Annotated in this window: 31 protein-coding genes; 18 read left to right on the forward strand and 13 right to left on the reverse strand. The window is 63.8% G+C overall.

Annotated features, from left to right (window positions below; genetic code table 11):
* Positions 1 to 254: 254 nt before the first annotated feature.
* Together PSK12I2_RS0117715 and PSK12I2_RS0117720 are read right to left on the reverse strand one after the other, a co-directional pair.
* Complete coding sequence (locus PSK12I2_RS0117715) at positions 255 to 479, reverse strand: hypothetical protein (RefSeq protein WP_027599416.1); 225 nt, start codon at positions 477 to 479, stop codon at positions 255 to 257.
* Between the two features lie 122 nt (positions 480 to 601).
* Positions 602 to 952 (reverse strand): helix-turn-helix domain-containing protein, encoded by a 351-nt coding sequence (locus PSK12I2_RS0117720; RefSeq protein ID WP_027599417.1) that lies wholly within the window; start codon positions 950 to 952, stop codon positions 602 to 604.
* A gap of 81 nt (positions 953 to 1033) precedes the next feature.
* Here PSK12I2_RS0117720 and PSK12I2_RS0117725 point away from each other — a divergent pair, with 81 nt between their 5' ends.
* From PSK12I2_RS0117725 to PSK12I2_RS0117760, 8 genes are all read left to right on the forward strand, one after another.
* Positions 1034 to 1282, forward strand: coding sequence for a hypothetical protein (locus tag PSK12I2_RS0117725; RefSeq protein WP_027599418.1), 249 nt, complete (start codon positions 1034 to 1036; stop codon positions 1280 to 1282).
* Complete coding sequence (locus tag PSK12I2_RS0117730; RefSeq protein WP_027599419.1) at positions 1279 to 1761, forward strand: YmfL family putative regulatory protein; 483 nt, start codon at positions 1279 to 1281, stop codon at positions 1759 to 1761. The genes PSK12I2_RS0117725 and PSK12I2_RS0117730 overlap by 4 nt, the downstream gene beginning before the upstream one ends.
* Positions 1762 to 1866: 105 nt before the next feature.
* Complete coding sequence (locus PSK12I2_RS0117735) at positions 1867 to 2220, forward strand: hypothetical protein (protein WP_027599420.1); 354 nt, start codon at positions 1867 to 1869, stop codon at positions 2218 to 2220.
* A complete protein-coding gene (locus tag PSK12I2_RS0117740) occupies positions 2217 to 2573 on the forward strand; it encodes a hypothetical protein (protein ID WP_027599421.1) in 357 nt (118 codons plus the stop codon). Before PSK12I2_RS0117735 ends, PSK12I2_RS0117740 begins: the two co-directional genes overlap by 4 nt.
* A gap of 74 nt (positions 2574 to 2647) precedes the next feature.
* Positions 2648 to 2887 carry a hypothetical protein gene (locus PSK12I2_RS0117745; RefSeq protein ID WP_027599422.1) on the forward strand — a complete coding sequence of 80 codons (240 nt, stop codon included), beginning with the start codon at positions 2648 to 2650 and terminating at the stop codon, positions 2885 to 2887.
* A 2-nt stretch (positions 2888 to 2889) separates the two neighbouring features.
* On the forward strand, positions 2890 to 5727 hold the full coding sequence (locus PSK12I2_RS24105) for a toprim domain-containing protein (protein ID WP_037007831.1): 2838 nt from the start codon (positions 2890 to 2892) through the stop codon (positions 5725 to 5727).
* 74 nt (positions 5728 to 5801) lie between these two features.
* Complete coding sequence (locus PSK12I2_RS0117755) at positions 5802 to 6044, forward strand: hypothetical protein (RefSeq protein ID WP_027599423.1); 243 nt, start codon at positions 5802 to 5804, stop codon at positions 6042 to 6044.
* Positions 6041 to 6310 (forward strand): pyocin activator PrtN family protein, encoded by a 270-nt coding sequence (locus PSK12I2_RS0117760; protein WP_027599424.1) that lies wholly within the window; start codon positions 6041 to 6043, stop codon positions 6308 to 6310. Before PSK12I2_RS0117755 ends, PSK12I2_RS0117760 begins: the two co-directional genes overlap by 4 nt.
* Here PSK12I2_RS0117760 and PSK12I2_RS0117765 read toward each other — a convergent pair.
* On the reverse strand, positions 6307 to 7425 hold the full coding sequence (locus PSK12I2_RS0117765) for a site-specific integrase (RefSeq protein WP_027599425.1): 1119 nt from the start codon (positions 7423 to 7425) through the stop codon (positions 6307 to 6309). The genes PSK12I2_RS0117760 and PSK12I2_RS0117765 overlap by 4 nt on opposite strands.
* Before the next feature lie 102 nt (positions 7426 to 7527).
* Between PSK12I2_RS0117765 and dusA the strand changes: the two genes are divergently transcribed.
* Positions 7528 to 8538, forward strand: a complete 1011-nt coding sequence (gene dusA / locus PSK12I2_RS0117770) for a tRNA dihydrouridine(20/20a) synthase DusA (RefSeq protein ID WP_027599426.1) — start codon at positions 7528 to 7530, stop codon at positions 8536 to 8538.
* 47 nt (positions 8539 to 8585) lie between these two features.
* Positions 8586 to 9512, forward strand: a complete 927-nt coding sequence (gene tal / locus PSK12I2_RS0117775) for a transaldolase (protein WP_027599427.1) — start codon at positions 8586 to 8588, stop codon at positions 9510 to 9512.
* Between the two features lie 12 nt (positions 9513 to 9524).
* Here tal and rssC read toward each other — a convergent pair whose 3' ends face one another.
* Together rssC and rssB are read right to left on the reverse strand one after the other, a co-directional pair.
* A complete protein-coding gene (gene rssC / locus PSK12I2_RS0117780) occupies positions 9525 to 10007 on the reverse strand; it encodes an anti-sigma factor antagonist RssC (protein ID WP_027599428.1) in 483 nt (160 codons plus the stop codon).
* The gene (gene rssB, locus PSK12I2_RS0117785; protein ID WP_007158389.1) at positions 10004 to 11188 is read right to left on the reverse strand and encodes a two-component system response regulator RssB; all 1185 of its coding nucleotides are present in this window, start codon (positions 11186 to 11188) and stop codon (positions 10004 to 10006) included. Before rssB ends, rssC begins: the two co-directional genes overlap by 4 nt.
* Before the next feature lie 204 nt (positions 11189 to 11392).
* Here rssB and PSK12I2_RS0117790 point away from each other — a divergent pair, with 204 nt between their 5' ends.
* Positions 11393 to 11692 carry a PilZ domain-containing protein gene (locus PSK12I2_RS0117790; RefSeq protein ID WP_027599429.1) on the forward strand — a complete coding sequence of 100 codons (300 nt, stop codon included), beginning with the start codon at positions 11393 to 11395 and terminating at the stop codon, positions 11690 to 11692.
* A 57-nt stretch (positions 11693 to 11749) separates the two neighbouring features.
* On the opposite strand, the gene PSK12I2_RS0117795 is transcribed toward PSK12I2_RS0117790, so the two are convergent.
* Positions 11750 to 12376, reverse strand: a complete 627-nt coding sequence (locus PSK12I2_RS0117795; RefSeq protein ID WP_371100691.1) for a VacJ family lipoprotein — start codon at positions 12374 to 12376, stop codon at positions 11750 to 11752.
* A 217-nt stretch (positions 12377 to 12593) separates the two neighbouring features.
* Between PSK12I2_RS0117795 and PSK12I2_RS0117800 the strand changes: the two genes are divergently transcribed.
* On the forward strand, positions 12594 to 12863 hold the full coding sequence (locus PSK12I2_RS0117800) for a DUF4404 family protein (RefSeq protein ID WP_027599431.1): 270 nt from the start codon (positions 12594 to 12596) through the stop codon (positions 12861 to 12863).
* On the opposite strand, the gene queF is transcribed toward PSK12I2_RS0117800, so the two are convergent.
* The 3 genes from queF to PSK12I2_RS0117815 are packed head-to-tail and all read right to left on the reverse strand — an operon-like array spanning position 12864 to position 15413.
* Positions 12864 to 13691, reverse strand: coding sequence for an NADPH-dependent 7-cyano-7-deazaguanine reductase QueF (gene queF, locus PSK12I2_RS0117805; protein ID WP_027599432.1), 828 nt, complete (start codon positions 13689 to 13691; stop codon positions 12864 to 12866).
* Between the two features lie 13 nt (positions 13692 to 13704).
* Positions 13705 to 14484, reverse strand: coding sequence for an ABC transporter permease (locus tag PSK12I2_RS0117810; RefSeq protein ID WP_027599433.1), 780 nt, complete (start codon positions 14482 to 14484; stop codon positions 13705 to 13707).
* Positions 14481 to 15413: an ABC transporter ATP-binding protein gene (locus PSK12I2_RS0117815; protein ID WP_027599434.1), complete on the reverse strand. Its 933-nt coding sequence runs from the start codon at positions 15411 to 15413 to the stop codon at positions 14481 to 14483. Before PSK12I2_RS0117815 ends, PSK12I2_RS0117810 begins: the two co-directional genes overlap by 4 nt.
* A gap of 142 nt (positions 15414 to 15555) precedes the next feature.
* On the opposite strand from PSK12I2_RS0117815, the gene PSK12I2_RS0117820 reads away from it, so the two are divergent.
* A complete protein-coding gene (locus PSK12I2_RS0117820; RefSeq protein ID WP_007158396.1) occupies positions 15556 to 15966 on the forward strand; it encodes a PA2817 family protein in 411 nt (136 codons plus the stop codon).
* A gap of 59 nt (positions 15967 to 16025) precedes the next feature.
* On the opposite strand, the gene nfuA is transcribed toward PSK12I2_RS0117820, so the two are convergent.
* From nfuA to PSK12I2_RS0117835, 3 genes are all read right to left on the reverse strand, one after another.
* Entirely contained in the window at positions 16026 to 16610 is a 585-nt protein-coding gene (gene nfuA / locus PSK12I2_RS0117825) for a Fe-S biogenesis protein NfuA (RefSeq protein ID WP_027599435.1), read from the reverse strand.
* 81 nt (positions 16611 to 16691) lie between these two features.
* Entirely contained in the window at positions 16692 to 17657 is a 966-nt protein-coding gene (locus PSK12I2_RS0117830; RefSeq protein WP_007158398.1) for a diguanylate cyclase, read from the reverse strand.
* A 2-nt stretch (positions 17658 to 17659) separates the two neighbouring features.
* Complete coding sequence (locus PSK12I2_RS0117835) at positions 17660 to 18661, reverse strand: response regulator (protein ID WP_027599436.1); 1002 nt, start codon at positions 18659 to 18661, stop codon at positions 17660 to 17662.
* 227 nt (positions 18662 to 18888) lie between these two features.
* Between PSK12I2_RS0117835 and metH the strand changes: the two genes are divergently transcribed.
* From metH to PSK12I2_RS0117850, 3 genes are all read left to right on the forward strand, one after another.
* On the forward strand, positions 18889 to 22605 hold the full coding sequence (metH, locus tag PSK12I2_RS0117840; protein WP_177324656.1) for a methionine synthase: 3717 nt from the start codon (positions 18889 to 18891) through the stop codon (positions 22603 to 22605).
* 87 nt (positions 22606 to 22692) lie between these two features.
* Positions 22693 to 23043: a hypothetical protein gene (locus tag PSK12I2_RS0117845; protein WP_027599438.1), complete on the forward strand. Its 351-nt coding sequence runs from the start codon at positions 22693 to 22695 to the stop codon at positions 23041 to 23043.
* Between the two features lie 127 nt (positions 23044 to 23170).
* Positions 23171 to 24298, forward strand: coding sequence for a PQQ-dependent sugar dehydrogenase (locus tag PSK12I2_RS0117850; protein WP_027599439.1), 1128 nt, complete (start codon positions 23171 to 23173; stop codon positions 24296 to 24298).
* A 35-nt stretch (positions 24299 to 24333) separates the two neighbouring features.
* Here the strand turns inward: PSK12I2_RS0117850 and PSK12I2_RS0117855 are convergent, their stop codons facing one another.
* Entirely contained in the window at positions 24334 to 24636 is a 303-nt protein-coding gene (locus PSK12I2_RS0117855) for a DUF1883 domain-containing protein (protein WP_017640573.1), read from the reverse strand.
* Between the two features lie 85 nt (positions 24637 to 24721).
* Between PSK12I2_RS0117855 and PSK12I2_RS0117860 the strand changes: the two genes are divergently transcribed.
* Together PSK12I2_RS0117860 and PSK12I2_RS0117865 are read left to right on the forward strand one after the other, a co-directional pair.
* Positions 24722 to 25750 (forward strand): RNA methyltransferase, encoded by a 1029-nt coding sequence (locus PSK12I2_RS0117860; RefSeq protein WP_027599440.1) that lies wholly within the window; start codon positions 24722 to 24724, stop codon positions 25748 to 25750.
* Between the two features lie 101 nt (positions 25751 to 25851).
* Entirely contained in the window at positions 25852 to 26256 is a 405-nt protein-coding gene (locus PSK12I2_RS0117865) for a hypothetical protein (RefSeq protein ID WP_007158404.1), read from the forward strand.
* The last annotated feature ends 46 nt before the right edge of the window (positions 26257 to 26302 follow it).

A 26302-nucleotide genomic window follows, 5' to 3' on the forward strand; every position in this document is an offset into this window, starting at 1 on the left:
TCGAGATTGGCAGCTGCGCATGATCCTCGGCCGAACTCTGAAAGCCGGTGATCTTCAACCGTGCCTGGGAAAGCGCGAGCTGGGCGAGTCTGCGAACCCGTGTCTGAAAAGCGTCCATGGTGGCACCTTTATACTGTACGTATAAACAGTATAAGAGACGCTATTAGAAATAGGCCAACAGACGAAGCGACGAGTGGAGCTCAGACGGTGAGAGAGGTGCCTTGAAACCAGTCGCAGTATCCTCCCCGTCTGGATCACTTCGCCCCCAGCCTGACATCTGTTTCCATAGAGGCTGAACGCTTACGCATCAGTGGCCCGCTGACCCTGGCCAGGTCCAGCACAAGCAGATAAACCCGTTGCTGATCATCTCGGGATAGCACCCTTACAGCCTCCAGCAGTTGCGCCTCGTATTCACAGGCGGCCGAAGGCACGGGTTGTCGACCAGAGATCATGAAAGGGGCTTGCTTGAGCTGTTCCATAGGTACTGCACACTCCTTGTTACTGTATGCAAGTACAGTACATTTTGTGATGCAGGTCGCCAACCGCCGAAGGCCAAAAAGCCCAGCTCTGGGCTGGGCTTTCGCGTTTCTTTTTGAGGCCTTCAGGGCTTATCGGAGTCTAGGCTGCCATCCGCCGCAGCCATGGCAAAAGCCATACGGCGCACCGACTCTTTGTTGTAGTCGGACATACCTCTGACGTAGAGAAGAATCTCCGCCTCTAGCGGCCCGACAGAGGCTTCACTGATGGCAGTAGAGCGTTGTCCCGTGATGACGAAGGACACATCCACACCTGCGCGGGATAGCGCTTCCAGATACAGAGCGTCAGGACTCCGCTCATCCTTCTCATACTTCACTTGGGCGTTTGTCTTCACGCCGCCGATTTCGCCGAAAACCCCCTGAGACATGCCGAGGCGCTCGCGCTCCTCCTTCAACCGGCTGCCGATTGAACTCATTTGAATAGACTTACCCTGTTGACTTAACTCATTTGAGTGATACAGTTCGCCTGACTTAACTCATTTGAACGAATTTGAACTATGACAGCGCTACGCACGCCGGCACAAGCACGCGAGGTCTTGGAGCGCGAGGGCAGGAGCATCGCGGACTTTTGCCGCGAGCATGACCTTGATGCTTTCACCGTGTACCAGGTACTGGCAGGCAAGAAGAAGGGAAAAAGAGGCATGGCGCACCGCGCTGCGGTACTGCTGGGCATCAAGGATGGAGAGGTAGCCACCGCTAAGGCAGAACAGTACGGACCACTGGCCCAGAGAGAAACTGGAAGATGAAACGCCCTGCCCTAGAGACCCGCCGCCAAGTCATCAGCGCCGTGATCTGCGCCTACCCGGGCGGTCGTGAATGCGCCGCCGCCCGCCTCGGCCTACCACTCAAGAAATTCGACAACCACGCCTACGAGACCGCCGGCTGCCGCCCGCTCAATGACCAGCAGATCCTGCTGCTGGAGCAGGAGACCGGCACCACCTACTTGGTGGACTACCTCGCGGCTCAGTACGGCGGCTTCTTCGTGCGCCAGGCCGAGGTCGGCGACCTGGACAACCTGGATCTCTACGCCCGCTCCGTGAAGACCGCCGTCAAGCGCGGGCTGGTGGACCAGATCATCGGCCAGGCGCTGGAAGACGGCGTCATTGATGAGAAGGAAGTCGTCCAGATCCTCGGCGCCCACCGCCGGCACCTGGCGGCGCGCGAGGAAGAGGTCTGGGCGGTGATCACGCTGCATGCGGCGAGAAGCAGCGGCCGCAAGCACTAGCCACAAGACACACCCTGAAAGCCTGCCAGGACGGCGGGCACGAAGTCGGCGCGGAGCGCCAGAACCCGGCTCAGCCGGAGCCGCTACAGGCGGCAGGGAAGAGAAATGGCGTTGTTCAAGAAACAGAAGAAGGGGCAGTTCTGGTGCTGCTTCTGCGGTGCGCCCCTGGTTTGCCGGACCAGCTGGTTCGCCCACGTATTCCTGCGCCAGCAGGTATTCCAGTGTCACTTCGCGCCCTGCAGCGCGTCGTTCTACGCCCACACCGAGCTGACCCACCTGGCCAGCCCCAGCGGCCTGCCCAACGCGCCGGCCTGCGAGCTGCCGCCCAGCACCAGCCACCTCAACGCCATGGCGCAGAAGGTATACGCCAGCAATCTCGCCATCCGCGAACAGCAGCTCGGTCTGCTCGACGACCAGGAAGAAGCCCAGCAGCCCACCAGAGAGGACATCGCATCGTGACTACCGCCAACCACCCCGCTGACTACCTCGACACCATGCAGGCCGCTGCCCTGACCTACCTGCGCCGCCATGAGTGCGAGCATCTGGGCCACAGCCAGTCCCTGCTCACCTGCGCCGCCGAGCACCTGCAGCTGATGGGTGTGCCCCAGCACACCGCCGAGCGCCTGGTGGCCCGCGCCCATGATCAGCTCGAAGCCCTCAAGGGCCATCGTTTTCTGGACATCGACTCCAGCACCGGCGACGTCGTCGTCCTAGTCAACCCGGCCACCGGCCTGCGCTACCGCATCCCGGTCCAGGAGATCTTCGACGCCCTGATCGACGAAGACCCCGGCACCCAGCGCGCCACCCGCTAACCCCCTGACTGCCTGATCCATGCCCGCCTTGCGTGGGTATGGGTGAACTGCGCCTTTTTGCCGCGAGACCCACCATGCCGAACACCCTTCCCGTCCAGATCGAGCTGCCGCCGGCGGTCGCTGAAACCTTCGCCCGCTGGCTCCAGGGCCGCGCCGATTACACCGTCAACCAGCACTGGAACGAGCCGCGCTATGTCCGCATCGAGGACACCGACAAGCGCCGCGCCGCCATCCTGCGCCGCTTCCCGTCCATGCTCGCCGCCCACCAGACCGCCACCCAGATCCGCGCTCAGCTCGCCCAGGTGGAGTGCTGAGCATGTACGCGATGGATCACCAGCTCCGCGCCGACGTGCTGCAGCGCCTCGAGGGCGACCTCGGGATGCGGCACATCGCCGGGACGAACTACATGCGCAAGGGCGAGTGCCCGGCCTGCCACAAGCGCGAGCTGTTCACCGATCACCGCGCGCCCTGGGTGCTCAAATGCGGACGCGAGTCGAAGTGCGGCCAGACCTGGCACGTCAAGGAGCTCTATAGCGACCTGTTCGAGGACTGGTCCGAGCGCTTCAAGCCCACCAGCGACGCGCCGCCTGCCAGCGCTGACGGCTACCTCCAGTTCGCCCGCGGCTTCGACCTGAGTCTGATCAAGGGCTGGTACAGCCAGGAAAACTACTGGGATCGCACCCAGGGCCTCGGCTCGGCCACCGTGCGCTTCCCGCTGGCCAAGGGCGGCTATTGGGAACGGCTGATCGATCGACCCTCGCGCTTCGGCAAACAGAAGGCCCGCTTCCAGCCGGGGGCCAGCTACCGCGGCGTCTGGTGGTGCCCGCCGAGCCTGGATCTGCAGACGGTTCAGGAGCTCTGGATCGTCGAGGGCATCTTCGACTCCATCGCCCTGACCCACCACGGCATCGCTGCCGTCTCGGCCATGAGTAGCAACGCCTACCCCGAGGAATCGCTCAAGGCCCTGGCCAGCACCCGCCAAGGCAAGCTGCCGAAACTGGTCTGGGCGCTGGACAACGAGCCCGGCGCTCACCGCTACACCCGCCGCTGGGCTCGCCAGTCCCGCGAGCTGGGCTTCAAGTGCGAGGCCGCGCAGATCCCGCAACCGGGCAGCCGCAAGGTCGACTGGAACGACCTGCACCAGCGCTGGGCCTTCGAGCCGGACGAGGCGAAGCGCGAGGAGCGCCGCGATCAGGACCTCAAGGAGGCGCGGTACCACGGTGCCCTGCTGCTGGCCGACACCGCCGCGGAAAAGGCGGTGCTGATGTACGAATGGCGCGAGCGCCACGAATTCCACTTCACCTTCGAGAGCCGCCTCTACTGGTTCAAGCTCGACCTGGACAAGTACAACAAGGCCCTCACCCACATCGAGGAATCCGAGCGCGACGAAGACCGCGAGCTGACCACCAAGCAGCAGCGCGATAAGGCCATGCGCCTGGCCGGCAACGTGGTGGAGATCGCCAACTGCGCGCCCCAGGCCCTGTATTTCCAGCGCAACGAGGTCACCGACGAGTCCTGGTACTACTTCCGCGTCGAGTTTCCCCACGACGGCGCCCCGGTGAAGAACACCTTCACCGGGGCCCAGGTCGCCGCCGCCAGCGAGTTCAAGAAGCGCCTGCTCAGCATGGCCGCTGGCGCCGTCTTCACCGGCAGCGGCACCCAGTTGGACAAGATCATGAAGGACCAGCTCTTCGGCCTGAAAACCGTGGAGACCATGGACTACGTTGGCTACAGCCGCGAGCACGGCTGCTATGTCTTCGGCGACCTGGCGGTGCGCGAGGGCCAGCTGCACCAGGTCAACGACGAGGACTACTTCGACTTCGGCAAGCTGCGCCTCAAGACCCTGCAGAAGACCATCGGCCTGAAGCCCAACCCCGCCGCCGGCGACTACCGCAGTGACTGGCTGCCACTGCTCTGGACCTGCTTCGGCGCCAACGGCCTGACCGCCCTCACCTTCTGGTTCGGCTCGCTGTTCGCCGAGCAGATCCGCGCCCGTTACCAATCCTTCCCCTTCCTGGAAGCCACCGGCGAGGCCGGCGCCGGTAAGACCACCCTGCTGACCTTCCTCTGGAAGCTGTTCGGCCGCGCCGGCTACGAAGGCTTCGACCCGTCCAAGTCCTCAACCGCTGGCCGCAGCCGCGCAATGGGCCAGGTCGCCGGCATGCCCATCGTCCTGATCGAGGGCGATCGCAACGATCCGGAGAAGGCCCACGCCAAGAGCTTCGACTGGGACGAACTGAAGGACTTCTTCGGCGGCGGCACCCTGCGCACCCGCGGCATGAAGACCGCGGGCAACGAGACCTACGAGCCCCCGTTCCGCGGCACCATCGCCATCAGCCAGAACGCCCCAGTCAGCGCCTCCGAGGCCATCCTCACCCGGATTGTAAAGCTCCACTTCACCCGCCCGGTGTTGACCGACGAGAGCCGGGCCGCGGCCGATACGCTGAGCCGCATGGATGGCGAGGCCCTGAGCCACTTCCTGCTGCTGGCCACCCGCAAGGAGGCCGAGGTCCTGGCCCGCTTCCACGAGCTCTTCCCGCGCTACGAGGCCAAGCTCCGCCGCCTGGGCGACACCTGCTTCTGCTGCGGCACCCGCCTGAGCGGCGACAGCCATCGCTGCAGCAGCTGCCAGAGCGATCTGGTCGGCCACCTGCGCATCGAGCGGATCGTGAAGAACCACGCCATGTTCCTGGCCCTGCTCGACTGCCTCGCCCTGGTGGTCGCCATCCCCGAGGACATGGTCCGCCAAACTCAGCGCACCATGGTCCGCATCGCCCTGGAACGCCAGGCGGCCATCAGCGCGGATAACCCGGTGGTGACTGAGTTCTGGCAGGTCTACGACTACCTGCAGTCGCTCAGCGAGCACCCGGTCGTCAACCACAGCAAGAACCCGGCTGAGGTGGCCATCAACCTCAACGAATTCATCGAGCGCGCCGCTGAGCACCGTCAGCGCCTGGCTGACATGAGCACCCTGCGCGAGCTGCTCAAGGATTCCCGCCAGTTCCGCTACCTCGACAACAAGGCCGTCGACAGCCGCATTCGCGAGCTGCAGCGTGCCGCCGCCCCGCTCGACAACCGGCCCAGCAAGGTTCGCTGCTGGGTCTTCAGCAACCCCCACTACCAACCTGCCGACAAGGCCAGCAGAACCCGCTGACAGACACCAGAAACGAAAAGGCCCGGGAGAGCGGTAACTCCCCCAGGCCCTGCCACCACCCCTGGAGATTCATCATGCCAATGACTCAGAGCAGCACCACCCAACAGCCTATCACGCTCCATCCGACCCTCGTCCGCCGGTGCCGGGCCACCGCGCTGCTTGGCGAGGCGCTGATCCGCTACCAGGTCAGCAACGCCCTGGACGATCGCATCCACCTGCTGGCCCTGGCCAGCATGGCCAACACGCTCGGCGCGCTCACGGACCAGGACGCCAGCGTCATCAACCAGACCCTGGACCGCACTGGAGGCGCCCATTGAACACGACGTTCCTACTCATGGCTCAGTACCAAGGCGCAGCGGTCATCCCGCTGGAGCGTCTTTGCGCTGACTACTTCAGCCATCTGACGCCCGCCAAGCTGCGCAGCAAGATCGTGGCCGGCGTCATCGACCTGCCGCTGGTGCGGATCGAGAACAGCCAGAAAGCCGCCCAGGGCGTGCACCTGACGGACCTGGCTCGTTACCTGGACGTGCAGCGTGAGCGGGCTGTCCGCGAGAACGACAAACTGCACAACCGGGCGAGCTAGCGCGGCACGCGTGCGCCGAGCACCACTGGCGCCGCGATGATCCTCTCCAGCCAGGGCCATCCCGCATAGGGATCGCCCTGGCCTTTCAGGTGCGTATAGCGCCGCATCGAATTCCAGTCCCGATGGCCCGACACGCTGGCCACGCGCGGAATGTCCCAGTCCATCTCGAATAGCCGGCTGACGCCGTCATGCCGCAGGTCGTGGAAGCGCAGATCCTGCAGGCCGAGAAACTGGCAGGCCTTGGTGAACGACGCCGAGATGGAGTCACCGTTGTAGGGGAAGATCCGCTCGCACTCCCGCGGCATCGACTGCAGGATGGCCCAGGCCTCTTCTGGGAGGTGGCACCAGACGTGGTTGCCGATCTTCTGCCCCGGGTTCTTCATGTCGCGCACCAGCACCGCCTGCCGGCGCTCGTCCACGTCGTCCCATCGAATCCGAGTGATTTCTTCCTGGCGGCGGGTGGAGAAGATGGCGAAGGCGATTACCTTGGGCATGTTGATCGACGCCGGCCGGCGCCGCTGCATCTCGAAGAAGTGCTTCAGCAGCAGGTCCAGCTCCTGGGGCTCGGGACGCCGATCGCGCTCCTTGCTCTTGCTGATCATGCCCATTTTCTTGAGCACCCGCCGGGCATCGGCCATGGCATGCGGATCAATCTCATAGCCCCATGCCGGCCGAGCGATCGACAGTACGGCCGCCAGGTGCGAAAGGTCGTTGCCTACCGTCTGCGCCTGTACACCACCACCTTCGGGGCCCATGCGCCACTGACCATATTCCACCAGACGCTGGCTGCTGAGCTCGCGGTCCTCCAGGTCACCGAGCCACGTCTCGCCAATGGCTTTCAACGTGGCCTCCTTGGTCCGGCCGAGCGTGGTACCGAACTGCTCCACATAGCGGGCGATCATCTGCTGGACGGTCGACCCCTTCCGCTTCGCACGCTCCAGAGCCCCTGGCTGCGCGAGCTCAGTTTCTCGCTTTTTCAGCCAAGCCTGCGCGGTCTGCTTCCGGTCGAAAGTCTGGCTTTCCTGATAGACTCGAACTCCATCCCGCATGATGCGGAGTTGGGCCGTATAGCCCGTGCTGCCATCCTTCCGGCGGCGTGACGTTATCGTCCCCATTTCGATTTGCTACATGACCGTTTGCGATTGCTACATTGTAGCAACGCACCTCTAAAAACCGTCTGAAATGTAGCAAAACGAGCCTAGAACAGACGTACCGAGATGCTTGCCGAAACCGCCTCAAACCCAGCAACCACGCGCCCTGAGCCGTCCCGCCGCTTTTCCGTGGCGCCCATGATGGACTGGACGGACCGTCACTGCCGCTATTTCCACCGCCTGCTGTCCCAGCACGCCCTGCTCTATACCGAGATGGTCACCACCGGCGCCCTGCTGCATGGCGACGCCCAGAGATTCCTGCGTCATGACGAAACCGAGCATCCCCTGGCGCTGCAGCTGGGGGGCAGCGTGCCGGCCGAGCTGGCGGCCGCGGCGCGGTTGGGTGAGCAGGCGGGGTATGACGAGATCAATCTGAACGTCGGCTGCCCCAGCGACCGGGTGCAGAACAACATGATCGGCGCCTGCCTGATGGCCTATCCCGAGCGGGTGGCCGACAGCGTCAAGGCGATGCGCGATGCCGTGGCCATTCCGGTGACGGTCAAGCACCGCATCGGCATCTCCGGGCGGGACAGCTACGACGCCCTGCGGGACTTCGTCGGCCAGGTCGCCGAGGCCGGTTGCCGCAGCTTCACCGTGCATGCGCGCATCGCCATCCTCGAAGGGCTGTCGCCCAAGCAGAATCGCGAGATCCCGCCGCTGCGCTACGACGTCGCCGCGCAACTGGTGCAGGATTTTCCGGACCTCGAGTTCATCCTGAATGGCGGCATCAAGACCCTGGACACCTGCCGCGAGCAGCTGGAGGTGTTCGAAGGGGTGATGCTGGGTCGCGAGGCCTATCAGAATCCCTATCTGCTGGCCGAGGTGGACGCAGCGCTCTACGGCTGCGACCGTCCTCAACTGACCCGCCATGACGTCATGCTGCAGCTGCGACCCTATGTCGAGGCGCATCTGCAACAGGGTGGCCTCATCCACCACGTCACCCGCCATATCCTGGGCCTGGCGCAGGGGTTTCCCGGCGCGCGGCGCTTCCGTCAACTGCTGTCCACCGATCTGCATCGCAGCGCTGAACCGCTGCGCCTGTATGACGAGGCCACTGAACTTCTCAGGGGCCACTGAGTCACGTCTCCACGATGTCCATTCGCTAACCGAAGGAAAGACCTGCCATGAGCAAGCTGGAACAACTCAAGCAATACACCACGGTCGTCGCCGATACCGGCGATCTGGACGCCATCGCCCGCCTCAAGCCCTACGACGCCACCACCAACCCGTCGCTGCTGCTCAAGGCCGCTGCCCTGCCCCGCTACGAAGAGCACCTGCAGGCCGCCTTCAGCGGCGCCAATGGTGACATCGGCCTGGCCTGCGATCGCTTCGCCGTGGCCGTCGGTGGCGAGATTCTCAAGCTGATCCCCGGTCGCATCTCCACCGAGGTGGACGCGCGCCTGTCCTTCGACACCAGCGCCACCCTGGATCGCGCCCACCGCCTGATCGAGCTGTACGAGAAGGCCGGCATCGGCAAGGATCGCGTGCTGATCAAGATCGCCTCCACCTGGGAAGGCATCCGCGCCGCCGAGCAACTGGAGAAGGAAGGCATCCAGACCAACCTGACCCTGCTGTTCTCCTTCGCCCAGGCCGCCGCGTGCGCCGACGCCGGTGTGTTCCTGATCTCGCCCTTCGTCGGTCGCATCTACGACTGGTACAAGAAGGCCGAAGGCCGTGACTACGAAGGCGCGGAAGATCCGGGCGTGAAGTCCGTGACCCGCATCTACCAGTACTACAAGGCCAATGGCTACGACACCGTGGTGATGGGTGCCAGCTTCCGCAACCTGAACCAGATCGAGCAGTTGGCCGGCTGCGACCGCCTGACCATCAGCCCCGAGTTGCTGCAGCAGCTGTCGGAAGCCCAGGGCGACCTGCCGCGCGTGCTGACCGCCGACAGCAAGGGCGGTGAGCCCAAGCAGCAGCTGAACGAGGCGGCCTTCCGCTGGGCGCACAACGAAGACGCCATGGCCACCGAAAAGCTGGCCGAAGGCATTCGCCAGTTCGCGCGCGATCAGGAAAAGCTGGAAGTGCTGCTGCCCGGCAAGCGCTAAGAGCTGACGCGGTCAGTGCCTTTCGAGGGCACTGACCAGATCGCGAAAGGCATTGCGGTTGGATTCATTGAGGCCCATCAACACCCGATGGGCTTCAAGCACGCGATTGCGCACCTCGGCTTCGGACTGGTCCTGCGGTGGCAGGTCGGTCAGGCAATCCGGGCAAGGCAGTACGGTCTCGACGATGTTGAACACCTGATCGAACCCCATGGAATCCAGCAGGCGCAGGATGTCCGGGTTGTTGGTGGTCAGCATGGGCAGCAGCCCGATGCGCTGCCGCGACAGGATCGACAGCTTGGCCAAGAGGCCCAGGGTGGTGCTGTCGATGCTCTGCGTCTCGGTCAGATCGATGACGATGGACGAGAAATTCAACGACGAGAAGATGTGCTCGATGGTCGCGTCCAGCGCCGAGCAGAGGGTCAGACGCACCTCGCCGGTAAACTTCAGGACGAAGGTGCCATCCTGCTCGGCAAATTGGATTTTTCCGGTGCTCATGCCAGGTTCCTGCTCAACACCAGCAAAGCGATATCGTCGGGCATCTCGGTGACGGATGCCAGATCCAGGGCTTCGCTCAGGCCTGCCAGTGTACCGCCGGCGCGGCGGACGTAGTCGGGCAAGCTGTGTTCTTTCTCTTTCAAATTGTCTCCCGGCAGCAGGTCGAAGATGCCATCCGAAAAGAGGGTCAGGCTGAAACGCTCGGGCAGATCCATCTGGTGGTCATTGTAGGTCGCCTCCTGGAACAGGCCGACCGGCAGCCCCTTGCCGACCAGGAACCGGGTTTCTTCCGGGGTATGCAGGACCGGCAAGGGCAGATGGCCACCGATGCTGTACGCCAGGGTACCCGTGGTTTCGTCGATCACGCCACCCAGCATGGTCACGTGCTTGCCCAATTTGCAATCCAGTAGACCCCTGTTGATGTGGCCGAGCACATCCGAGGGCTTAAATTCGGGCAGGGTGCCGTTGCGCTTGGACTCGTAGAGCAGGCGCGTGGTCATGAACTTGAGCAGCACGGTCACGAAGGCCGAGGACGCGCCATGTCCGGAGACGTCGGCCAGATAGAAGGCGACGCGGTGCTCGTCGATGCGAAAGTAGTCGACGAAATCGCCGGACAGATACAGCGACGGGATGATCTCGTGGGCGAAGTTCAGCCCCTCGGTTTCCCAGGGCGTCACCGGCAGCATGTTCATCTGCACGTGGCGTCCGGCGTTCTGGTCTTCCTGCAACAGGCTCAGGCTGGCCTGCAGCTCGCGATTGGTGTTTTCCAGCTTGACCCGGTAGCGATCGTTTTCCAGGCGCAGGCGTGCGCGATCCAGGGCGCGGTTGACTGAGTGCTCGAGCACCATCAGGTCTTCCAGCGGCTTGATCAGGTAATCGGCGGCGCCCAGGCGCAGGGCTTCCACGACGTCGCTCATGACGCCGGCGCCGGACAGCACCAGCACCGGCGTATCGATGGACAGCTCGCTGATGCGGCGCAGCAGCGTCAGCCCATCGACCTGCGGCATGCGCAGGTCGCAGATGATGAGGTCGGGCTGTTCGCGCTCGAACATTTCCAGGCCCTGCTGGCCATTGCTGGCCTGCAGGACATTGAAGCCACTGTCTTCGAGATAGTCGGCGAGACTGAGGCGAACCACCTCGTCATCGTCAATGATCAAGAGCGTGGCAGGCGAATTAGACATAGAGGATCCAGGCATGCACCCGAACGGCAAACCGGCGGACAGGATCCGACACGGGCCACGGTGATTACGACACGGCGGAGACACTACTCCCATCCACCGGGGCGTTCAAGCTTGCCAACCGGATGGAATTTCTTTACAGGGTGCCTTTATGGAGTTTATACCTCCAACAAACCGCCTTCCATCCTCCCAAGCAGTAGGATTGCCATGAGTACCATCGACCGTTCTTACAGTGAAAAGCGCGATTTCATTCGCATGCACGTCGACTCCAAGGCCGTATTGAAGGTCGGCGACGCCTCCTTCGAGGCGCGCTGCGTCGATCTGTCCAGCACCGGTTTCCAGATCGAGGCCGCCACCCGCCTGCAGGTCGGCGACAAGGTAACCGTGCTCATCCCCTCCAGCCATGCCGAACTCCCCGGCCTGGAAGCGGACGCCGAGGTCCTGCGGGTCCAGGCCACCGAGTCGGGCAAGCAGCTGCTGGGCCTGTCGGTGCTGGAAATGCGCTAGGCGCCCTGGCCAACAAAAAAGGCAGCCTCAGGGCTGCCTTTTTCATTGGGGCCGGGACTAGAAGTCGTCGACCACCTGGCCATCCTTGACCTTGAACTCACGGATCTGCAGGTAGGCGTTGCGAATGAACACGTACTTGTCGCCGGTGATCAGGCGCTCGGCCTGCAGCAGACCGGCACGGGTGTCGACGGTGCTGAGGGCGAAGGCACTGTTGCGTACGGCGACATCATCCACATAGGGATAGGCGCTGGTGTAGCTGTCCGGGATGCGACCGAGGCCGTCACGCACGCTGCTGGGGCCGAAGAACGGCAGGACCAGGTAGGGACCGCTGCTCGCACCCCACTTGCCCAGGGTTTGGCCGAAATCTTCGTCGTTGCGCTGCAGGCCGGCCTTGGTGGCCACGTCGACCAGGCCGAGGCCACCCAGGGTGGTGTTCATCAGCAGGCGCGCGGTATCGACCCCGGCGTGCTCGATCTTGCCTTGCAGCAGATCGTTGGCCAGGTTGCGCACATCCCCCAGGTTGTTGAAGAAGTTGCTCACGCCGGTCTGCACGAAGCCGGGCGTGAAGCGCTGATAGCCTTGGGCGACCGGCTTGAGGGCATAGGTGTCCAGGGTATCGTTGAACACGAAGATCTTGCGGTTGAAGCCTTCCCAGGGATCGGGATTCTCGGCTTCGGCCGCCATCGCCTGACCGGCAAACGTCAGGGCCGTTGCAAGGAGCGCTCCCCAGACCCTGGAACCACGTCGCTCGACCGTCATCGCTTCTCTCCTCGTTGAACTCAGACGCCTGAAAGGCGCCGATTATAGTCATAGCTTTGCCAGTTTGGCTTAGGGCCAGGCTCAGTCACTCGATCTTTGACCCAACGTTGCGGTCAAAGAGTCCGGACACAGGAGAAACGCCATGACCACCTCTCATCTGCAGGAACAACTCGACCACCTCCGCCACCAGCTGGACCAGGACCCACCCGCCTCGACCGAGGACCGGGAGGAACTGGAACTGCTGATCCGGGACATCGAATTCCAGCTGGCCAACGAAGACGCCACCCATACCCGGGATGGCAGTCTGGTGGAAGGCGTCAATCTGGCGGTGGAGCGCTTCGAGGTCAGTCACCCGACCATGGCCGGCACGCTCCGCTCGATCATGAACAGCCTGAGCAGCATGGGCATCTGATCACTGCCGGACGTAACGCTCCGCGGCGGGCTGGATGGCGTCACTGCTTCGGTAGGGATTGATGTCCAGCCCGCCACGCCGCACATAGCGGGCGAACACGGTCAGCTTCGCCGGCTTGACCAGCCGCCACAGATCCAGATAGATGCGCTCGACGCACTGCTCGTGGAAATCCGCATGCTGGCGGAAGGCGACCAGGTAGCGCAGCAGACTCGCCGCCTCCAGTGCCAACCCCTCTTCGTACTCGATCACCACGGTGCCCCAGTCCGGCTGACCGGTGACCGGGCAATTCGACTTGAGCAAATGGCTGTAAAACCTCTGACTATCCCGGGCTCCACCCACGCTCAGCAGATCCGCCTGCGGGTGGGCGTAGCGATCCAGGCTGATATCCAGCTCATCGACGCACTGGCCATCGGGGCGTTGCACACCACGGGCCGCCCAGTCGTCCAGCGACACCAGGCTGACACCGACGGTCCCCCTGGCAGCGGCGCTCAGGTCCCTGACCAGCACGGCTTCGACGTCGGCCAGGCTGGCGAACGCCGACTGGTTCAGGGAATTGAGGTAGAGCTTGAAGGACTTGGACTCGATGATGTTCGGCGAATCGGCGGGAATGGCGAATTCGCCGATGGCCACCACCGGCTTGCCGGACGGCAGCAGCCAGGACAGCTCGTAGCAGGTCCAGACGTCCACGCCGCGAAACGGCAGGTCCTGGCCGTCCAGGCCCAGCTCCGCCCACTTGGGCGCCCGCGGGATCGGATACAGCAGCTCCGGGGCGTACTGGCTGACGTACTCGGTGCTTTTGCCCAGGGGCGATTGTTCTACGCTATGCATGACGCTCACACACTCAATGACGCATGCCGCGCCCGCTCACGAGCAGACGGATGCTGACCAGATAAAGCACGACCACGGCGACCAGCATGAAGGCGATCGCCACCCCGATGCGGATGTCGGACACCCCGAGGATGCCGTAGCGGAAGGCGTTGACCATGTGCAGGATCGGATTGACCAGGGACACCTTCTGCCAGAAGGCGGGCAGCAGGTCGATGGAATAGAAGACCCCGCCCAGATAGGTCAGGGGCGTCAGCACGAAGGTCGGCACGATGGAGATGTCGTCGAAGTTGCGCGCGTAGACAGCGTTGATGAAGCCGCCCAGGGCGAAGATCGCCGCGGTGAGGATGATCACCAGCAGCATGATGCCCAGGTGGTGCACCTGCATGTGGGTAAAGAACAGCGACAGCACGCTGACGATGGCGGCCACGGCCAGGCCCCGCAGGATGCCGCCCATGGCATAGCCGATGAGGATGACGTGGGGCGACACCGGCGAGACCAGCAGTTCTTCCACCGAGCGCTGAAACTTGCTGCTGAAGAAGCTGGAGACCACGTTGCTGTAGGCGTTGGTAATCACCGACATCATGATCAGGCCCGGCACGATGTACTGCATGTAGGTGAAGCCACCCATGCCGCCGATGCGATTGCCGATCAGGTTACCGAAGATCACGAAGTACAGGACCATGGTGATCGCCGGGGGCAGCAGCGTCTGCGCCCAGATGCGGGTGAAGCGGCGGACTTCGCGATGGACGATGGTCCGCAGCGCCACCAGATTGGCTTGGAATTCGGTACTCATCGGGCGACCTTGGCTAGATTCTTTTCCACCAGGGAGACGAACAGCTCCTCCAGGCGATTGGCTTTGTTTCTCAGGCTCTGCACCTGGATGCCGGCGGCGTCCAGCTGGCGGAACAGGGCATTGACCCCGCTGGCCTTGTCGATGGCCACCTCGAAGGAGTGATCGCCCAGCAGCCGGGTCGGATAGCCTTCCAGTTGCGGCGCCGCCGTCAGCGGCTGGACCACGTCGACGATGAAGGTCTCGACATTGAGCTTCTGCAGCAGCTTGCGCATGCTGGTGTGTTCGACCAGCTCGCCATGGTCGATGATGGCGATGTTGCGGCAGAGCTGTTCGGCCTCTTCGAGGTAATGGGTGGTGAGGATGATGCTGGTCCCCTGCCCGTTCAGCTCGGTGAGGAAATTCCACATGGAGCGGCGCAGCTCGATGTCCACGCCGGCGGTAGGTTCGTCGAGGATCAGCAGGCGCGGCTTGTGGATCAGGGCGCGGGCGATCATCAGGCGCCGCTTCATGCCACCGGAGAGCATGCGCGAGGGGGTGTCGCGCTTGTCCCACAGGCCGAGCTGGGTCAGGTACTCCTCGGCCCGCTCGCCGGCGATCCGCGCCGGGATGCCGTAGTAGCCGGCCTGGGTCACCAGGATGTCGAAGGCCTTCTCGAACTGGTTGAAGTTGAATTCCTGGGGCACCACGCCGAGACAGCGCTTGAGGCCCGCCGGATCCTTGTCCAGGTCATTGCCGAACACCGAGACCTCGCCGCCGGACTTGTTGACCAGGGTCGAGAGGATGCCGATGGTGGTCGACTTGCCCGCTCCGTTCGGACCGAGCAGCGCGAAGAAATCACCTTCGACCACGTCGAGGTCGATGCCCTTGAGCGCGGTGAAGCCGTTGTTGTAGGTCTTGGTCAGACCACGAATGGAGAGAGCTAGACTCATGTGCCTCCCGGCAAGAACTGATTCGCAAAGAAAAGTGCTACTTCCTATAACCCCGGCAGAGGGCAAAGGTTCGATCCTAGTCGAACCAGACAATGTCGGACAGTGCCCCTATACTGCGCAGCCGCTTTTTCAGGAGACACCCATGGCCACTTCCTATCTCGCCCACCACGTCGCCCTCCTCGCCCAGCTGCGTGCGGTCCTGGCCGACGTCGGCGCGGCCGAGCAGGTGCCCTCGGAGAATCACGCGCTGTTCCTCGACCGCTTCGACGAACTGGTCGCCGGCCTGCCGCAGGCGCCCGAAGAGTACGCCTATCTCGGCCAGGACCTGCTCAGCCAGATCTTCAGCCGCTATCCGCAGATCGCTCATCGGGTGCCGCGCGACCTGCTGTGGTTCTTTGGCGGCGATTGCCTGCACTTCATGCCGGACGAAGAGCTGGCGCTCTACCAGCGACTGGACGAGCGTCGCCACGAAGCGGAATCCCGCGGCGAGGCCTTCGACTGGGCGCAGGAACAGCGCCTGATGGCCCTGCCGGACGACGCCGCGCGCCACTGAAACGCCGAAGGGCTATCGAATCGGTCGATAGCCCTTCGTACCCGCAACACGCGCTATCTCTAGTAGTAGGCGTTTTCGCGGTTGGTGTGGTCGGTGACGTCGCGCACGGCGGTGAGCTCGGGGATCCGCTCCAGCAGGGTGCGCTCGACGCCATCCTTGAGGGTCAGATCGACCTGGCCACAGCCCTGGCAGCCGCCGCCGAAGCGCAGGACCGCGATATTGTCGTCGACGATGTCCACCAGGCTGACCATGCCACCGTGGCTGGCGAGCCCCGGATTGATCTCGGTCTGCAGGTAGTAGTCGACGCGCTCGTTGAGCGGGCTGTCCTCGTTGACCATGGGCACCTTGGCGTTGGGCGCCTTGATGGTCAGCTGGCCGCCCATGCGGTCGGTGGCGTAGTCCACCAGGGCGTCTTCCAGGAAGGGCTGGCTGATGGCGTCGATATAGGCAGTAAAGCTCTTCAGCCCGATGGGCTGGTCATCGGGCTTCTCTTCGCCGGGCTTGCAGTAGGCGATGCAGGTCTCGGCGTACTGGGTGCCGGGCTGGGTAATGAAGATCCGGATACCGATCCCGGGGGTGTTCTGCTTTTCCAACAGGTCGGCCAGGTAATCCTGAGCCGCGTCGGTAATGGTGATGGCGCTCATGGTCACTCCTCAACAGGTGTGACAAGTTTACGCCACCCCACCCCTCGACGAAAGCCCTAGTGAAACAGTCGGATAATCGTCTCAGTCGAGCCGCTGCACGAAGCTGGTCACTCGGTTGCGCCCGTTGTGCTTGGACTCGTACAGGGCCTTGTCCGCCTGCTGGATCATCTGCTCGTGGTTGCCCAGGGGCACCGACAGATCGGTGATGCCGACACTGATGGTGAAGGCGATGGGCGTCCCCAGCACGTCGAGCCGCATGGCCTCGACCGCCTCGCGCAGGCGCTCGGCGAGCAACCGGGCGCCTTCCACCGCCGTGTCCAGCAGCACCACGCCGAATTCCTCGCCGCCGTAGCGTCCGGCGATGTCGGCATTGCGCACATGGGTCTTGATCACCCCGGCCAGCGCCTTGATCGCCTGATCGCCGACGGCATGACCATAGGTGTCGTTGATGCGCTTGAAGTGATCGATGTCGAGCATCATCAGCGCCAGGCGACCGCCATAGCGCTGGTGGCGGGCGAATTCCTCGGTGAGGCGCTCTTCCCAGTAACCACGGTTGGCCAGACCGGTGAGGCGATCGGTACGCGACAGTTCCTGCAGCTTGTCGTTGGAGAGCTCCAGTTGCCGCTTGTTGATGGCGACATCGGTGACGTCGTAGATCACCACGCAGATGTGGGCGATGGCACCGGTGGAATCCCGCAGCGGCAGCAGGGTGACGTTCTGGTACATGAAGGCTTCCACGCCGGTGATCGGCTGGTAGCTCTTGAAGTGGACCAGGTAGGGCCGCTGTTCCCAGATGGAAAAGGCCCGGGTGCCCAGCAGCACCACGCTCTCGGCCTTGGCGCGAAACCAGGCCTCGTCGATTTCGGCAAAGACGGCGAACAGCGACTGCTGGCTGACCTCGCTGAGGATCCGTCCGGAATGGTTTTCCATGAAGCTGTTCCAGACCTCGATGCGGTAGTCGAGGTCCAGCACCACCACGCCGACATCGATGTTCTGCACGATGTCCAGCAGCCAGTGGAGTTCGTTGATATCGATCTGTGCCGCCATGCTCAACTCATCAGGTAGCCGATCTTGCGGGTGATGCGCTTCACAGAATCCTCGGTGAACAGCAGCAGCAGATCGAAGTGGACGTTATGGCCTTCCAGGCTGTAGCTGAGTTCGACCGCCAGGGTCTTCTTCCAGCGGGTCTTGTTGACGACGATGAGTTCGTCGATGGACGCATGGTGGCCGAGGATGGTCGGATGACCCTGGGAAAAGCGGATGTCGAACTGCTCGGCGATGCCGGCCAGGCAGGCGCCGATGATGATGCTCGACAGATCCAGCAGCATCTCGATGTCACCGGACTCCCCTGCCTCGCGCCAGCGCACCAGCTTGGCCATGTCATCGAATTCGGAGTCGTGGAAGATCAGCAGCGCCTCGCCGGCGATGCCCTCGCCGATATAGCCCTGGCAGACCGCACTGAGGCGATCCTCGCGCTGGGCGTCCACCAGCGTCATGTGCAGCTCGCTGACTTCCAGAATGTTGACGTTGGGAATCGGCAGCTGGACGAAGACATCCAGCGCCTTGGCCAGCAGCGCGCCGGCGCGACCCATGGAGACATTGACCACCTCGCGGAAGGCGTCGCGGAAGCTCACCTCCAGCTCGGGACGCGCGACCGGTTCCGGCCGCGCCGCAGGGCTGGGGCTATAGAGGCCATGGCGCTCGAGCACCGCGGCCAGTTCGGCGGGATCGGCCGGCTTGCGCAGGAAGTCCAGGGCGCCCAGTTCGCGCACCCTGGCCACCGCCTGGTCCTGGACGTCGCCGGAGACGACGATCACCTTGACCGCCAGGCCTTCGTTGCGGATGGCCGCCAGGGTGCCGTAGCCGTCCAGGATCGGCATGGTCAGGTCCAGCAGCATCACCTGACCCAGCCCCTGGCGCAGCGCCTTGAGGGCTTCCTCGCCGTTGGTGGCCTGGGTGATGGATACCGCCCAGCCTTCGGGCAGGGAGCGAACCAGCTGCTTGCGCGCCATGTTCGAGTCGTCGCATATCACCAGAGGAATCACGGCCACCTTCCATGACACTGTTTTGACGCACAGTAAACGTCGGTCAATTGCCAGTAAAGCAGCACTTGAAGGGCTTGCCCACCAGGCGCGCCAGATCGTCAGACGTTTTCGCCATGAAAGACTCGCCGGCCCTGCATGAGCGCTGTTCATCATGGACCGTCGCCAATACCGGGGCAGGCGCCGGCTTTTGCTATGCTGCCACCCTTTGTCCAGCGTCTCTTCATCTCTGTGGAATGCCCATGACCGATCGCAGCTCTCGCCTCGCCGCCCTCCGCCACGCCCTCGCGCAGCGCATCCTCATCCTCGACGGCGGCATGGGCACCATGATCCAGAGCTATCGGCTGGAAGAAGCGGACTACCGTGGCGAGCGTTTCGCCGACTGGCCGAGCGACGTCAAGGGCAACAACGACCTCCTGCTGCTGACCCAGCCGAAGATCATCGCCGAGATCGAGAAGGCCTACCTGGATGCCGGCGCCGACATCCTGGAAACCAACACCTTCAATGCCACGCGCGTCTCCCAGGCCGACTACGGCATGGAGGCCATCACCTATGAGCTGAACCTGGCCGGCGCCCGGGTCGCCCGCGAGGTGGCCGACGCCAAGACCCTGGAGACCCCGGATCGCCCGCGTTTCGTCGCCGGGGTGCTCGGCCCGACCAGTCGGACCTGCTCCATCTCTCCGGACGTCAACAATCCCGGCTTTCGCAATGTCACCTTCGACGAGCTGGTGGAGAACTACACCGAGGCCACCCGCGGCCTGATCGAAGGCGGCGCCGACCTCATCCTGATCGAGACCATCTTCGACACCCTCAACGCCAAGGCGGCCATCTTCGCGGTCCAGGGTGTGTTCGAGGAGGTTGGCGTCGAGCTGCCGATCATGATCTCCGGCACCATCACCGACGCCTCCGGCCGTACCCTGTCGGGCCAGACCACCGAAGCCTTCTGGAATTCGGTGCGGCACGCCCAGCCGATTTCCGTCGGCCTCAACTGCGCCCTGGGGGCCAAGGAGCTGCGGCCCTACGTCGAGGAACTGGCGACCAAGGCCGACACCTTCGTCTCCGCCCACCCCAACGCCGGCCTGCCCAATGCCTTCGGCGAATACGACGAAAGCCCCGCGCAGATGGCGGCGGTGGTCGAGGAATTCGCCGCCAGCGGCCTGCTCAACATCGTCGGTGGCTGCTGCGGTACCACCCCGGCGCATATCCAGGCCATCGCCGAGGCGGTCGCCAAGCATCCGCCGCGCCAGCTGCCCGAGATTCCCAAGGCCTGCCGCCTCTCCGGCCTGGAGCCCTTCACCATCAGCCGCGAGTCGCTGTTCGTCAACGTCGGCGAGCGCACCAACATCACCGGCTCGGCCAAGTTCGCCCGACTGATCCGCGAAGAGAACTACGCCGAGGCCCTGGAAGTGGCCCAGCAGCAGGTGGAAGCCGGCGCCCAGGTCATCGACATCAACATGGACGAGGGCATGCTGGATTCGAAGGCGGCCATGGTCACCTTCCTCAACCTGATCGCCTCCGAGCCGGATATTTCCCGGGTACCGATCATGATCGACTCCTCCAAGTGGGAGGTGATTGAGGCCGGTCTCAAGTGCATCCAGGGCAAGGGCATCGTCAATTCCATCTCCATGAAGGAAGGCGTCGAGGCCTTCATCCATCACGCCAAGCTGTGCAAGAGATACGGCGCAGCAGTGGTGGTCATGGCCTTCGACGAAGACGGCCAGGCCGACACCGAGGCGCGCAAGAACGAGATCTGCGCGCGCTCCTACGACATCCTGGTCAACCAGGTCGGCTTCCCGCCGGAAGACATCATCTTCGACCCCAACATCTTTGCCGTGGCGACCGGGATCGAGGAGCACAACAACTACGCGGTCGACTTCATCAACGCCTGCGCCTTCATCCGCGACAACCTGCCCTACGCCCTGACCTCCGGTGGCGTGTCCAACGTCTCCTTCTCCTTCCGCGGCAACAACCCGGTGCGCGAGGCCATCCACTCGGTCTTCCTCTACCACGCCATCCAGAACGGCCTGACCATGGGCATCGTCAACGCCGGCCAGCTGGAGATCTATGACGAGATCCCGGCCGCCCTGCGCGAGCGGGTCGAAGACGTGGTGCTCAACCGTACCCCGGCCGGCACCGATGCCCTGCTGGCCATCGCCGACGACTACAAGGGCGGCGGCGCGGTCAAGGAGGCCGAGACCGAGGAATGGCGTGGCCTGCCGGTGGACAAACGCCTGGAGCATGCGCTGGTCAAGGGCATCACCACCTATATCGTCGAGGACACCGAGGAATGCCGGCAGCAGTGCGCGCGGCCCATCGAGGTCATCGAAGGCCCGCTGATGAGCGGCATGAACGTGGTCGGCGACCTGTTCGGCTCGGGCAAGATGTTCCTGCCCCAGGTGGTCAAGTCCGCCCGGGTAATGAAGCAGGCGGTGGCGCACCTGATTCCCTTCATCGAAGCGGAAAAAGGCGACAAGCCCGAAGCCAAGGGCAAGATCCTCATGGCCACGGTCAAGGGCGACGTCCACGACATCGGCAAGAACATCGTCGGCGTGGTGCTGGGCTGCAACGGCTATGACATCGTCGACCTGGGCGTCATGGTCCCAGCGGAAAAGATCCTGCAGACCGCCATCGCCGAGAAGTGCGACATCATCGGCCTGTCCGGTCTGATCACCCCTTCGCTGGACGAGATGGTCCATGTCGCCAAGGAGATGCAGCGCCAGGGCTTCACCCTGCCCTTGATGATCGGCGGCGCCACCACCTCCAAGGCCCATACCGCGGTCAAGATCGAGCCGCAGTACAAGAACGATGCCGTGGTCTATGTCACCGATGCCTCCCGCGCCGTGGGCGTAGCTACTCAGCTGCTGTCCAAGGAACTCAAGGCCGGCTTCGTCGAGCGCACCCGCGCCGACTACGTCGAGGTCCGCGAGCGCACCGCCAATCGCAGCGCCCGCACCGAACGCCTGTCCTATGCCAAGGCGGTGGCCAACAAGCCGACCTTCAACTGGCTCGGCTACCAGGCGCCCACGCCCAGCTTTACCGGCACCCGGGTGCTGGAAGACATCGACCTGGCAGTCCTAGCCGAGTACATCGACTGGACGCCCTTCTTCATTTCCTGGGACCTGGCCGGCAAGTACCCGCGCATCCTCACCGACGAGGTCGTGGGGGAAGCGGCCACCGCATTGTTCCACGACGCCCAGGCCATGCTCAGGAAGCTGATTGACGAGAAGCTGATCAAGGCCCGCGCCGTGTTCGGCTTCTGGCCGGCCAACCAGGTGCGTGACGACGACCTGGAAGTCTATGGCGAGGACGGCCAGCCGCTGGCCACCCTGCACCACCTGCGCCAGCAGACGATCAAGCCCGAGGGCAAGCCCAACCTGTCCCTGGCCGACTTCGTCGCACCCAAGGAAACCGGCGTCACCGACTACATGGGCGGCTTCATCGTCACCGCCGGCATCGGCGCCGAGGAGCTGGCCAAGGACTACGAGCGCAAGGGCGACGACTACAACTCCATCATGGTCAAGGCCCTGGCCGATCGTCTCGCCGAAGCCTGTGCCGAGTGGCTGCACGAGCGGGTGCGCAAGGAGCACTGGGGCTATGCAGCGGACGAGACCCTGGACAACGAGGCGCTGATCCGCGAGCAGTACAAGGGCATCCGCCCCGCTCCCGGCTACCCGGCCTGCCCCGACCACACCGAGAAGGCCACCCTCTTCAAGCTGCTGGACCCCGAGGCCCGCCTCAACGAGGCCGGTCGCAGCGGCGTCTTTCTCACCGAGCACTACGCCATGTTCCCCGCCGCCGCCGTCAGTGGCTGGTACTTCGCCCATCCCGAGGCCCAGTACTTCGCCGTGGGCAAGATCGACCGGGATCAGGTGGACAGCTACACCGAGCGCAAGGGCCAGGAGCTGGCGGTGACGGAGCGCTGGCTGGCGCCGAATCTTGGGTACGACAACTGACCCAAAGGGTCGATCAACCAAGGTCGTCGCTATGGCCTTGGTTGACCCTGTCGCAATACCCGGTTATCCCGGATCAAAGATCTCGCCATGTCTGACATTGCGTATTTCACTCTCGTTACAGTCTTTTCCCTGGCCGTAAGCTATGTCTTCCATCGCGAACATCGTCGCGGACAGCGCGGCAATCAGGACATCATCAATCAGGCATATGAAGCGACACTCGCATCACACGCGATTGATAAAGCTCAAGTTCTTATGGACCAGACAACCCTAGGGTCGAGGTTGAACAGCAAAAAGCCTTTCGAGGTATATCGGATCCTGTCCTCACCTCCAACTCAGTGGTACCTCTATACGCACATGGAGGATTCGGATCCCGTACTGATGGCCATATACGAAGCGCGAGCCAGGGCAGCCATTAACGGATTTGGAACTGCGAAATAGGCTATTCAGGTCCCATCTGACGCCTTCTAACGTCTTCGCTAGACGCCTCAGGTAACAAAAACGCGGCCCTTTTCCCGGGCGTCCCTACTAGGGTGTAGGGACTTCCATCGACGAGGACCGCGTGCCCATGAAAGGCCTTACCCTAGCCGCCGGCAGTCTCCTGCTCGGTCTCGCCACCCTGAATGCCAGTGCCGCGCCCCAGGCGCTGAGTGAAGCTCAGTGGCCCTTCACCGCCACCCCACGGGCCACCCTTGACGCACCCTGGGCCATCGCCTTCCTGCCGGACGGCACCGCCCTGGTCACCGAGAAAGGCGGCGTCCTCAAGCACCTGAACGTGCAGACCGGCAAGACCCAGGATATCAGCGGGGTACCCAAGGTGGTCGCCGCCGGCCAGGGCGGGCTGGGCGATGTCATCCTGCATCCGCAATACGCCAGCAACGGGCTGATCTACCTCAGCTATGCCGAGGCCGGCGAAGACGGCACCCAGGGCGCGGCGGTCGCCCGGGCCAAGCTGACCCTGAAGGAGGACGGCAGTGGTTCGCTGGGCGATCTCAAGGTGATCTGGCGGCAGACGCCCAAGGTCACCGGCAACGGTCACTATGGCCATCGCATGAGGTTCGGTCCGGACGGCAAGCTATGGATCACCTCGGGGGAACGGCAGAAATTCACCCCGGCCCAGGACATGAGCGGCAACCTGGGCAAGCTCATCCGCCTCAACGACGATGGCAGCACGCCGGCCGACAATCCCTTCGCCCAGAAAGGCGGCGTCGCGGCCCAGGTCTGGTCGCTGGGCCATCGCAATCCGCTGGGTATCGCCTTCGACGCCCAGGGCCGGCTGTGGGAACAGGAAATGGGCCCCCAGGGTGGCGACGAACTGAATCTGATCCAGCGCGGCGGCAACTACGGCTATCCCGAGGTCTCCAATGGCGACCACTATGGCGGCAAGCCGATTCCGGATCATGACACCCGCCCGGAATTCATCCCGCCCAAGATCACCTGGACGCCAGTGATCTCGCCGGCCGGCCTGATGATCTACGCAGGCGACCGCTTCCCCGCCTGGAAGGGCAATGCCTTCATCGGCGGGCTGTCGTCCAAGGCGCTGGTGCGGATCGAACTCAAGGGCGAAGAGGCGCGCGAGGTCGAGCGCTATGCCATGGGCACGCGCATCCGCGACGTCGAGGAAGGCCCCAACGGCAGCCTCTGGGTGCTGGAAGACGGTGCCAAGGCGCGACTGCTCGAATTGCAGCCGAAGTAGCGGCAGGAGTCACCCAGGGACGGGTGACCGCCGGCTCAGCGCAGCTCGGAAGGCGAGCGGCGAACGATCTTGATCGAGTGCTTGATCTCGGGCTTGCGGGTCACGCTGATCGGCCGCTTGGTGACGGTGTCCAGGGTGATGTTCCAGAAGCCAGTGCTCGGTACCGTGATGCGCGCCGGAAAGGTGTCGAAGGCGCCACCGTGATAGGTGTGGCGGCCGCCATTCTTGAAGCTGCGGAAATTGGCATCGTTCATCAGGCGGATGTTGCACACCCCCGAACTCTGGATGACGACCAGGTCGCCCTCGTTGAGATGCTCGCGCTGGTGGATGAACTTCATGACGGGTCCTCGTCTTGCAAAGGACTAGGATAGCATCCCTGCCCTGTCCTATTATCGCCGCCCGCCCTCGACCTGCCCTTTTCCCATGCGTATCTCCGATGTCGTCCAGTTGCTCGCCGATGCCGGCGCCAAGCCCAAGCACAGCGCCCGCATCCTGCGCGCCTGGTGTCAGGGGCTGCCCCTGGACACCGGCACCCGGCGCCAGCAGGCGGAAAACTTCCTGCCCCTGGAGGTGCGCCACGCCATTCCGGCGCTGACCGCGCGACTGGAAGGCCTGGCCCGGGTGACCTCGGAGCACCCGGGCGCCGACGGTTCGGCGCGGATGCTGGTGACCCTCGGCGATGGCCAGGCGGTGGAAAGCGTGCTGCTGCCCCGTGATGGACTCTGCGTGTCGTCCCAGGTCGGCTGCGCGGTGGGCTGCGTGTTCTGCATGACCGGCAAGAGCGGCCTCCTGCGTCAGGTGGGCAGCGCCGAGATCGTCGCCCAGGTGGCCCTGGCGCGACGCATCAGGCCGGTCAAGAAGGTGGTCTTCATGGGCATGGGCGAGCCGGCGCACAACCTGGACAACGTGCTGGAAGCCATCGACCTGCTGGGCACGGCCGGTGGCATCGGCCATCGCAACCTGGTGTTTTCCACCGTCGGCGATCCGCGGGTATTCGAGCGACTGCCGCAGCAGGCGGTCAGGCCGGCCCTGGCGCTGTCGCTGCACAGCACCCATGCCGAGCGAAGGGCCCGCTTGCTGCCCAAGGCGCCCCGGTACGAACCCGGCGAGCTGATCGAGCAGGGGGAAGCCTACGCCCGACTGATCGGCTATCCGATCCAGTACCAGTGGACGCTGCTCGCCGGCATCAACGACAGCCAGGACGAGATGGACGAACTGCTGCGGCTGATGAAGGGCAAGTACGGCGTGCTCAATCTGATTCCCTACAACAGCCTGGAAGTGGACGACTACCAGCGGCCCACTGGCGAGCGCATCGTGCAGATCGTTCGCTACCTGCACAGCCGCGGTCTGCTGACCAAGGTGCGCAACTCCGCGGGCCAGGATGTCGATGGCGGTTGTGGCCAGTTGCGGGCCCGGGCCGAGGTGCTGCGCCCGGTGCGCGTCAGCGTCTGACCGATCGTCCTGCGACTGGCCCCGCCCATCAGATCTGGCGGAACGCCAGGCCGGGCGGCCTCTCAGAGTGCACTCGCACCATTCAGAGGGAAGCTTTTTCCATGCAGGATCGCATCAAACGCCACGACCCCTTCATCGCCGGTCTGAAGGAACGCCTGCCCGAAGAGCTGCGCGAATCCTTTACCGAGGAGCAGCTGGAAGCCCTCAAGCTGGCCTTCGGCACCCGCAGCTGGGGCAAGCACAGCGTCGATCTGCGCGGCACCGTCAAATTCTGGCACCGCCGTTACTACTTCGTCTTCCTCGCCGGTCGCAACTACCGTCAACTCTCCCGCCTGGAGCAGGAATTGTCCCTGCTCGGCAAGGCGACGGTGCTGGCGGTGATCCTGCTGGCCTGCGGCCTGGTGGGTCTGCTGCTGCTCTATCTGCTCAAGTCGGCGCTGGGCATCGACATCTTTCCCGACTACTCCTTCGGAGTTTGGACCTGGTTCAAGGGTCTATTCGACTAGCACGGATGCTTGACCCTGGCAGGGAGGCTTGCCGCTCGGGAGACCT

The organism is Pseudomonas sp. MOIL14HWK12:I2, assembly GCF_000510745.1.
In the GTDB taxonomy this organism is placed as follows: domain Bacteria; phylum Pseudomonadota; class Gammaproteobacteria; order Pseudomonadales; family Pseudomonadaceae; genus Chryseomonas; species Chryseomonas oryzihabitans.

Coding starts and splice junctions, on each gene's coding strand:
- PSK12I2_RS0117715 (WP_027599416.1), bottom strand. CDS start 479: ATGGAACAGCTCAAGCAAGCCCCTTTCATGATCTCTGGTCGACAACCC.
- PSK12I2_RS0117720 (WP_027599417.1), bottom strand. CDS start 952: ATGAGTTCAATCGGCAGCCGGTTGAAGGAGGAGCGCGAGCGCCTCGGC.
- PSK12I2_RS0117725 (WP_027599418.1), top strand. CDS start 1,034: ATGACAGCGCTACGCACGCCGGCACAAGCACGCGAGGTCTTGGAGCGC.
- PSK12I2_RS0117730 (WP_027599419.1), top strand. CDS start 1,279: ATGAAACGCCCTGCCCTAGAGACCCGCCGCCAAGTCATCAGCGCCGTG.
- PSK12I2_RS0117735 (WP_027599420.1), top strand. CDS start 1,867: ATGGCGTTGTTCAAGAAACAGAAGAAGGGGCAGTTCTGGTGCTGCTTC.
- PSK12I2_RS0117745 (WP_027599422.1), top strand. CDS start 2,648: ATGCCGAACACCCTTCCCGTCCAGATCGAGCTGCCGCCGGCGGTCGCT.
- PSK12I2_RS24105 (WP_037007831.1), top strand. CDS start 2,890: ATGTACGCGATGGATCACCAGCTCCGCGCCGACGTGCTGCAGCGCCTC.
- PSK12I2_RS0117755 (WP_027599423.1), top strand. CDS start 5,802: ATGCCAATGACTCAGAGCAGCACCACCCAACAGCCTATCACGCTCCAT.
- PSK12I2_RS0117765 (WP_027599425.1), bottom strand. CDS start 7,425: ATGGGGACGATAACGTCACGCCGCCGGAAGGATGGCAGCACGGGCTAT.
- dusA (WP_027599426.1), top strand. CDS start 7,528: ATGCTTGCCGAAACCGCCTCAAACCCAGCAACCACGCGCCCTGAGCCG.
- tal (WP_027599427.1), top strand. CDS start 8,586: ATGAGCAAGCTGGAACAACTCAAGCAATACACCACGGTCGTCGCCGAT.
- rssC (WP_027599428.1), bottom strand. CDS start 10,007: ATGAGCACCGGAAAAATCCAATTTGCCGAGCAGGATGGCACCTTCGTC.
- rssB (WP_007158389.1), bottom strand. CDS start 11,188: ATGTCTAATTCGCCTGCCACGCTCTTGATCATTGACGATGACGAGGTG.
- PSK12I2_RS0117790 (WP_027599429.1), top strand. CDS start 11,393: ATGAGTACCATCGACCGTTCTTACAGTGAAAAGCGCGATTTCATTCGC.
- PSK12I2_RS0117795 (WP_371100691.1), bottom strand. CDS start 12,376: ATGGCGGCCGAAGCCGAGAATCCCGATCCCTGGGAAGGCTTCAACCGC.
- PSK12I2_RS0117800 (WP_027599431.1), top strand. CDS start 12,594: ATGACCACCTCTCATCTGCAGGAACAACTCGACCACCTCCGCCACCAG.
- queF (WP_027599432.1), bottom strand. CDS start 13,691: ATGCATAGCGTAGAACAATCGCCCCTGGGCAAAAGCACCGAGTACGTC.
- PSK12I2_RS0117810 (WP_027599433.1), bottom strand. CDS start 14,484: ATGAGTACCGAATTCCAAGCCAATCTGGTGGCGCTGCGGACCATCGTC.
- PSK12I2_RS0117815 (WP_027599434.1), bottom strand. CDS start 15,413: ATGAGTCTAGCTCTCTCCATTCGTGGTCTGACCAAGACCTACAACAAC.
- PSK12I2_RS0117820 (WP_007158396.1), top strand. CDS start 15,556: ATGGCCACTTCCTATCTCGCCCACCACGTCGCCCTCCTCGCCCAGCTG.
- nfuA (WP_027599435.1), bottom strand. CDS start 16,610: ATGAGCGCCATCACCATTACCGACGCGGCTCAGGATTACCTGGCCGAC.
- PSK12I2_RS0117830 (WP_007158398.1), bottom strand. CDS start 17,657: ATGGCGGCACAGATCGATATCAACGAACTCCACTGGCTGCTGGACATC.
- metH (WP_177324656.1), top strand. CDS start 18,889: ATGCCCATGACCGATCGCAGCTCTCGCCTCGCCGCCCTCCGCCACGCC.
- PSK12I2_RS0117845 (WP_027599438.1), top strand. CDS start 22,693: ATGTCTGACATTGCGTATTTCACTCTCGTTACAGTCTTTTCCCTGGCC.
- PSK12I2_RS0117850 (WP_027599439.1), top strand. CDS start 23,171: ATGAAAGGCCTTACCCTAGCCGCCGGCAGTCTCCTGCTCGGTCTCGCC.
- PSK12I2_RS0117855 (WP_017640573.1), bottom strand. CDS start 24,636: ATGAAGTTCATCCACCAGCGCGAGCATCTCAACGAGGGCGACCTGGTC.
- PSK12I2_RS0117860 (WP_027599440.1), top strand. CDS start 24,722: ATGCGTATCTCCGATGTCGTCCAGTTGCTCGCCGATGCCGGCGCCAAG.
- PSK12I2_RS0117865 (WP_007158404.1), top strand. CDS start 25,852: ATGCAGGATCGCATCAAACGCCACGACCCCTTCATCGCCGGTCTGAAG.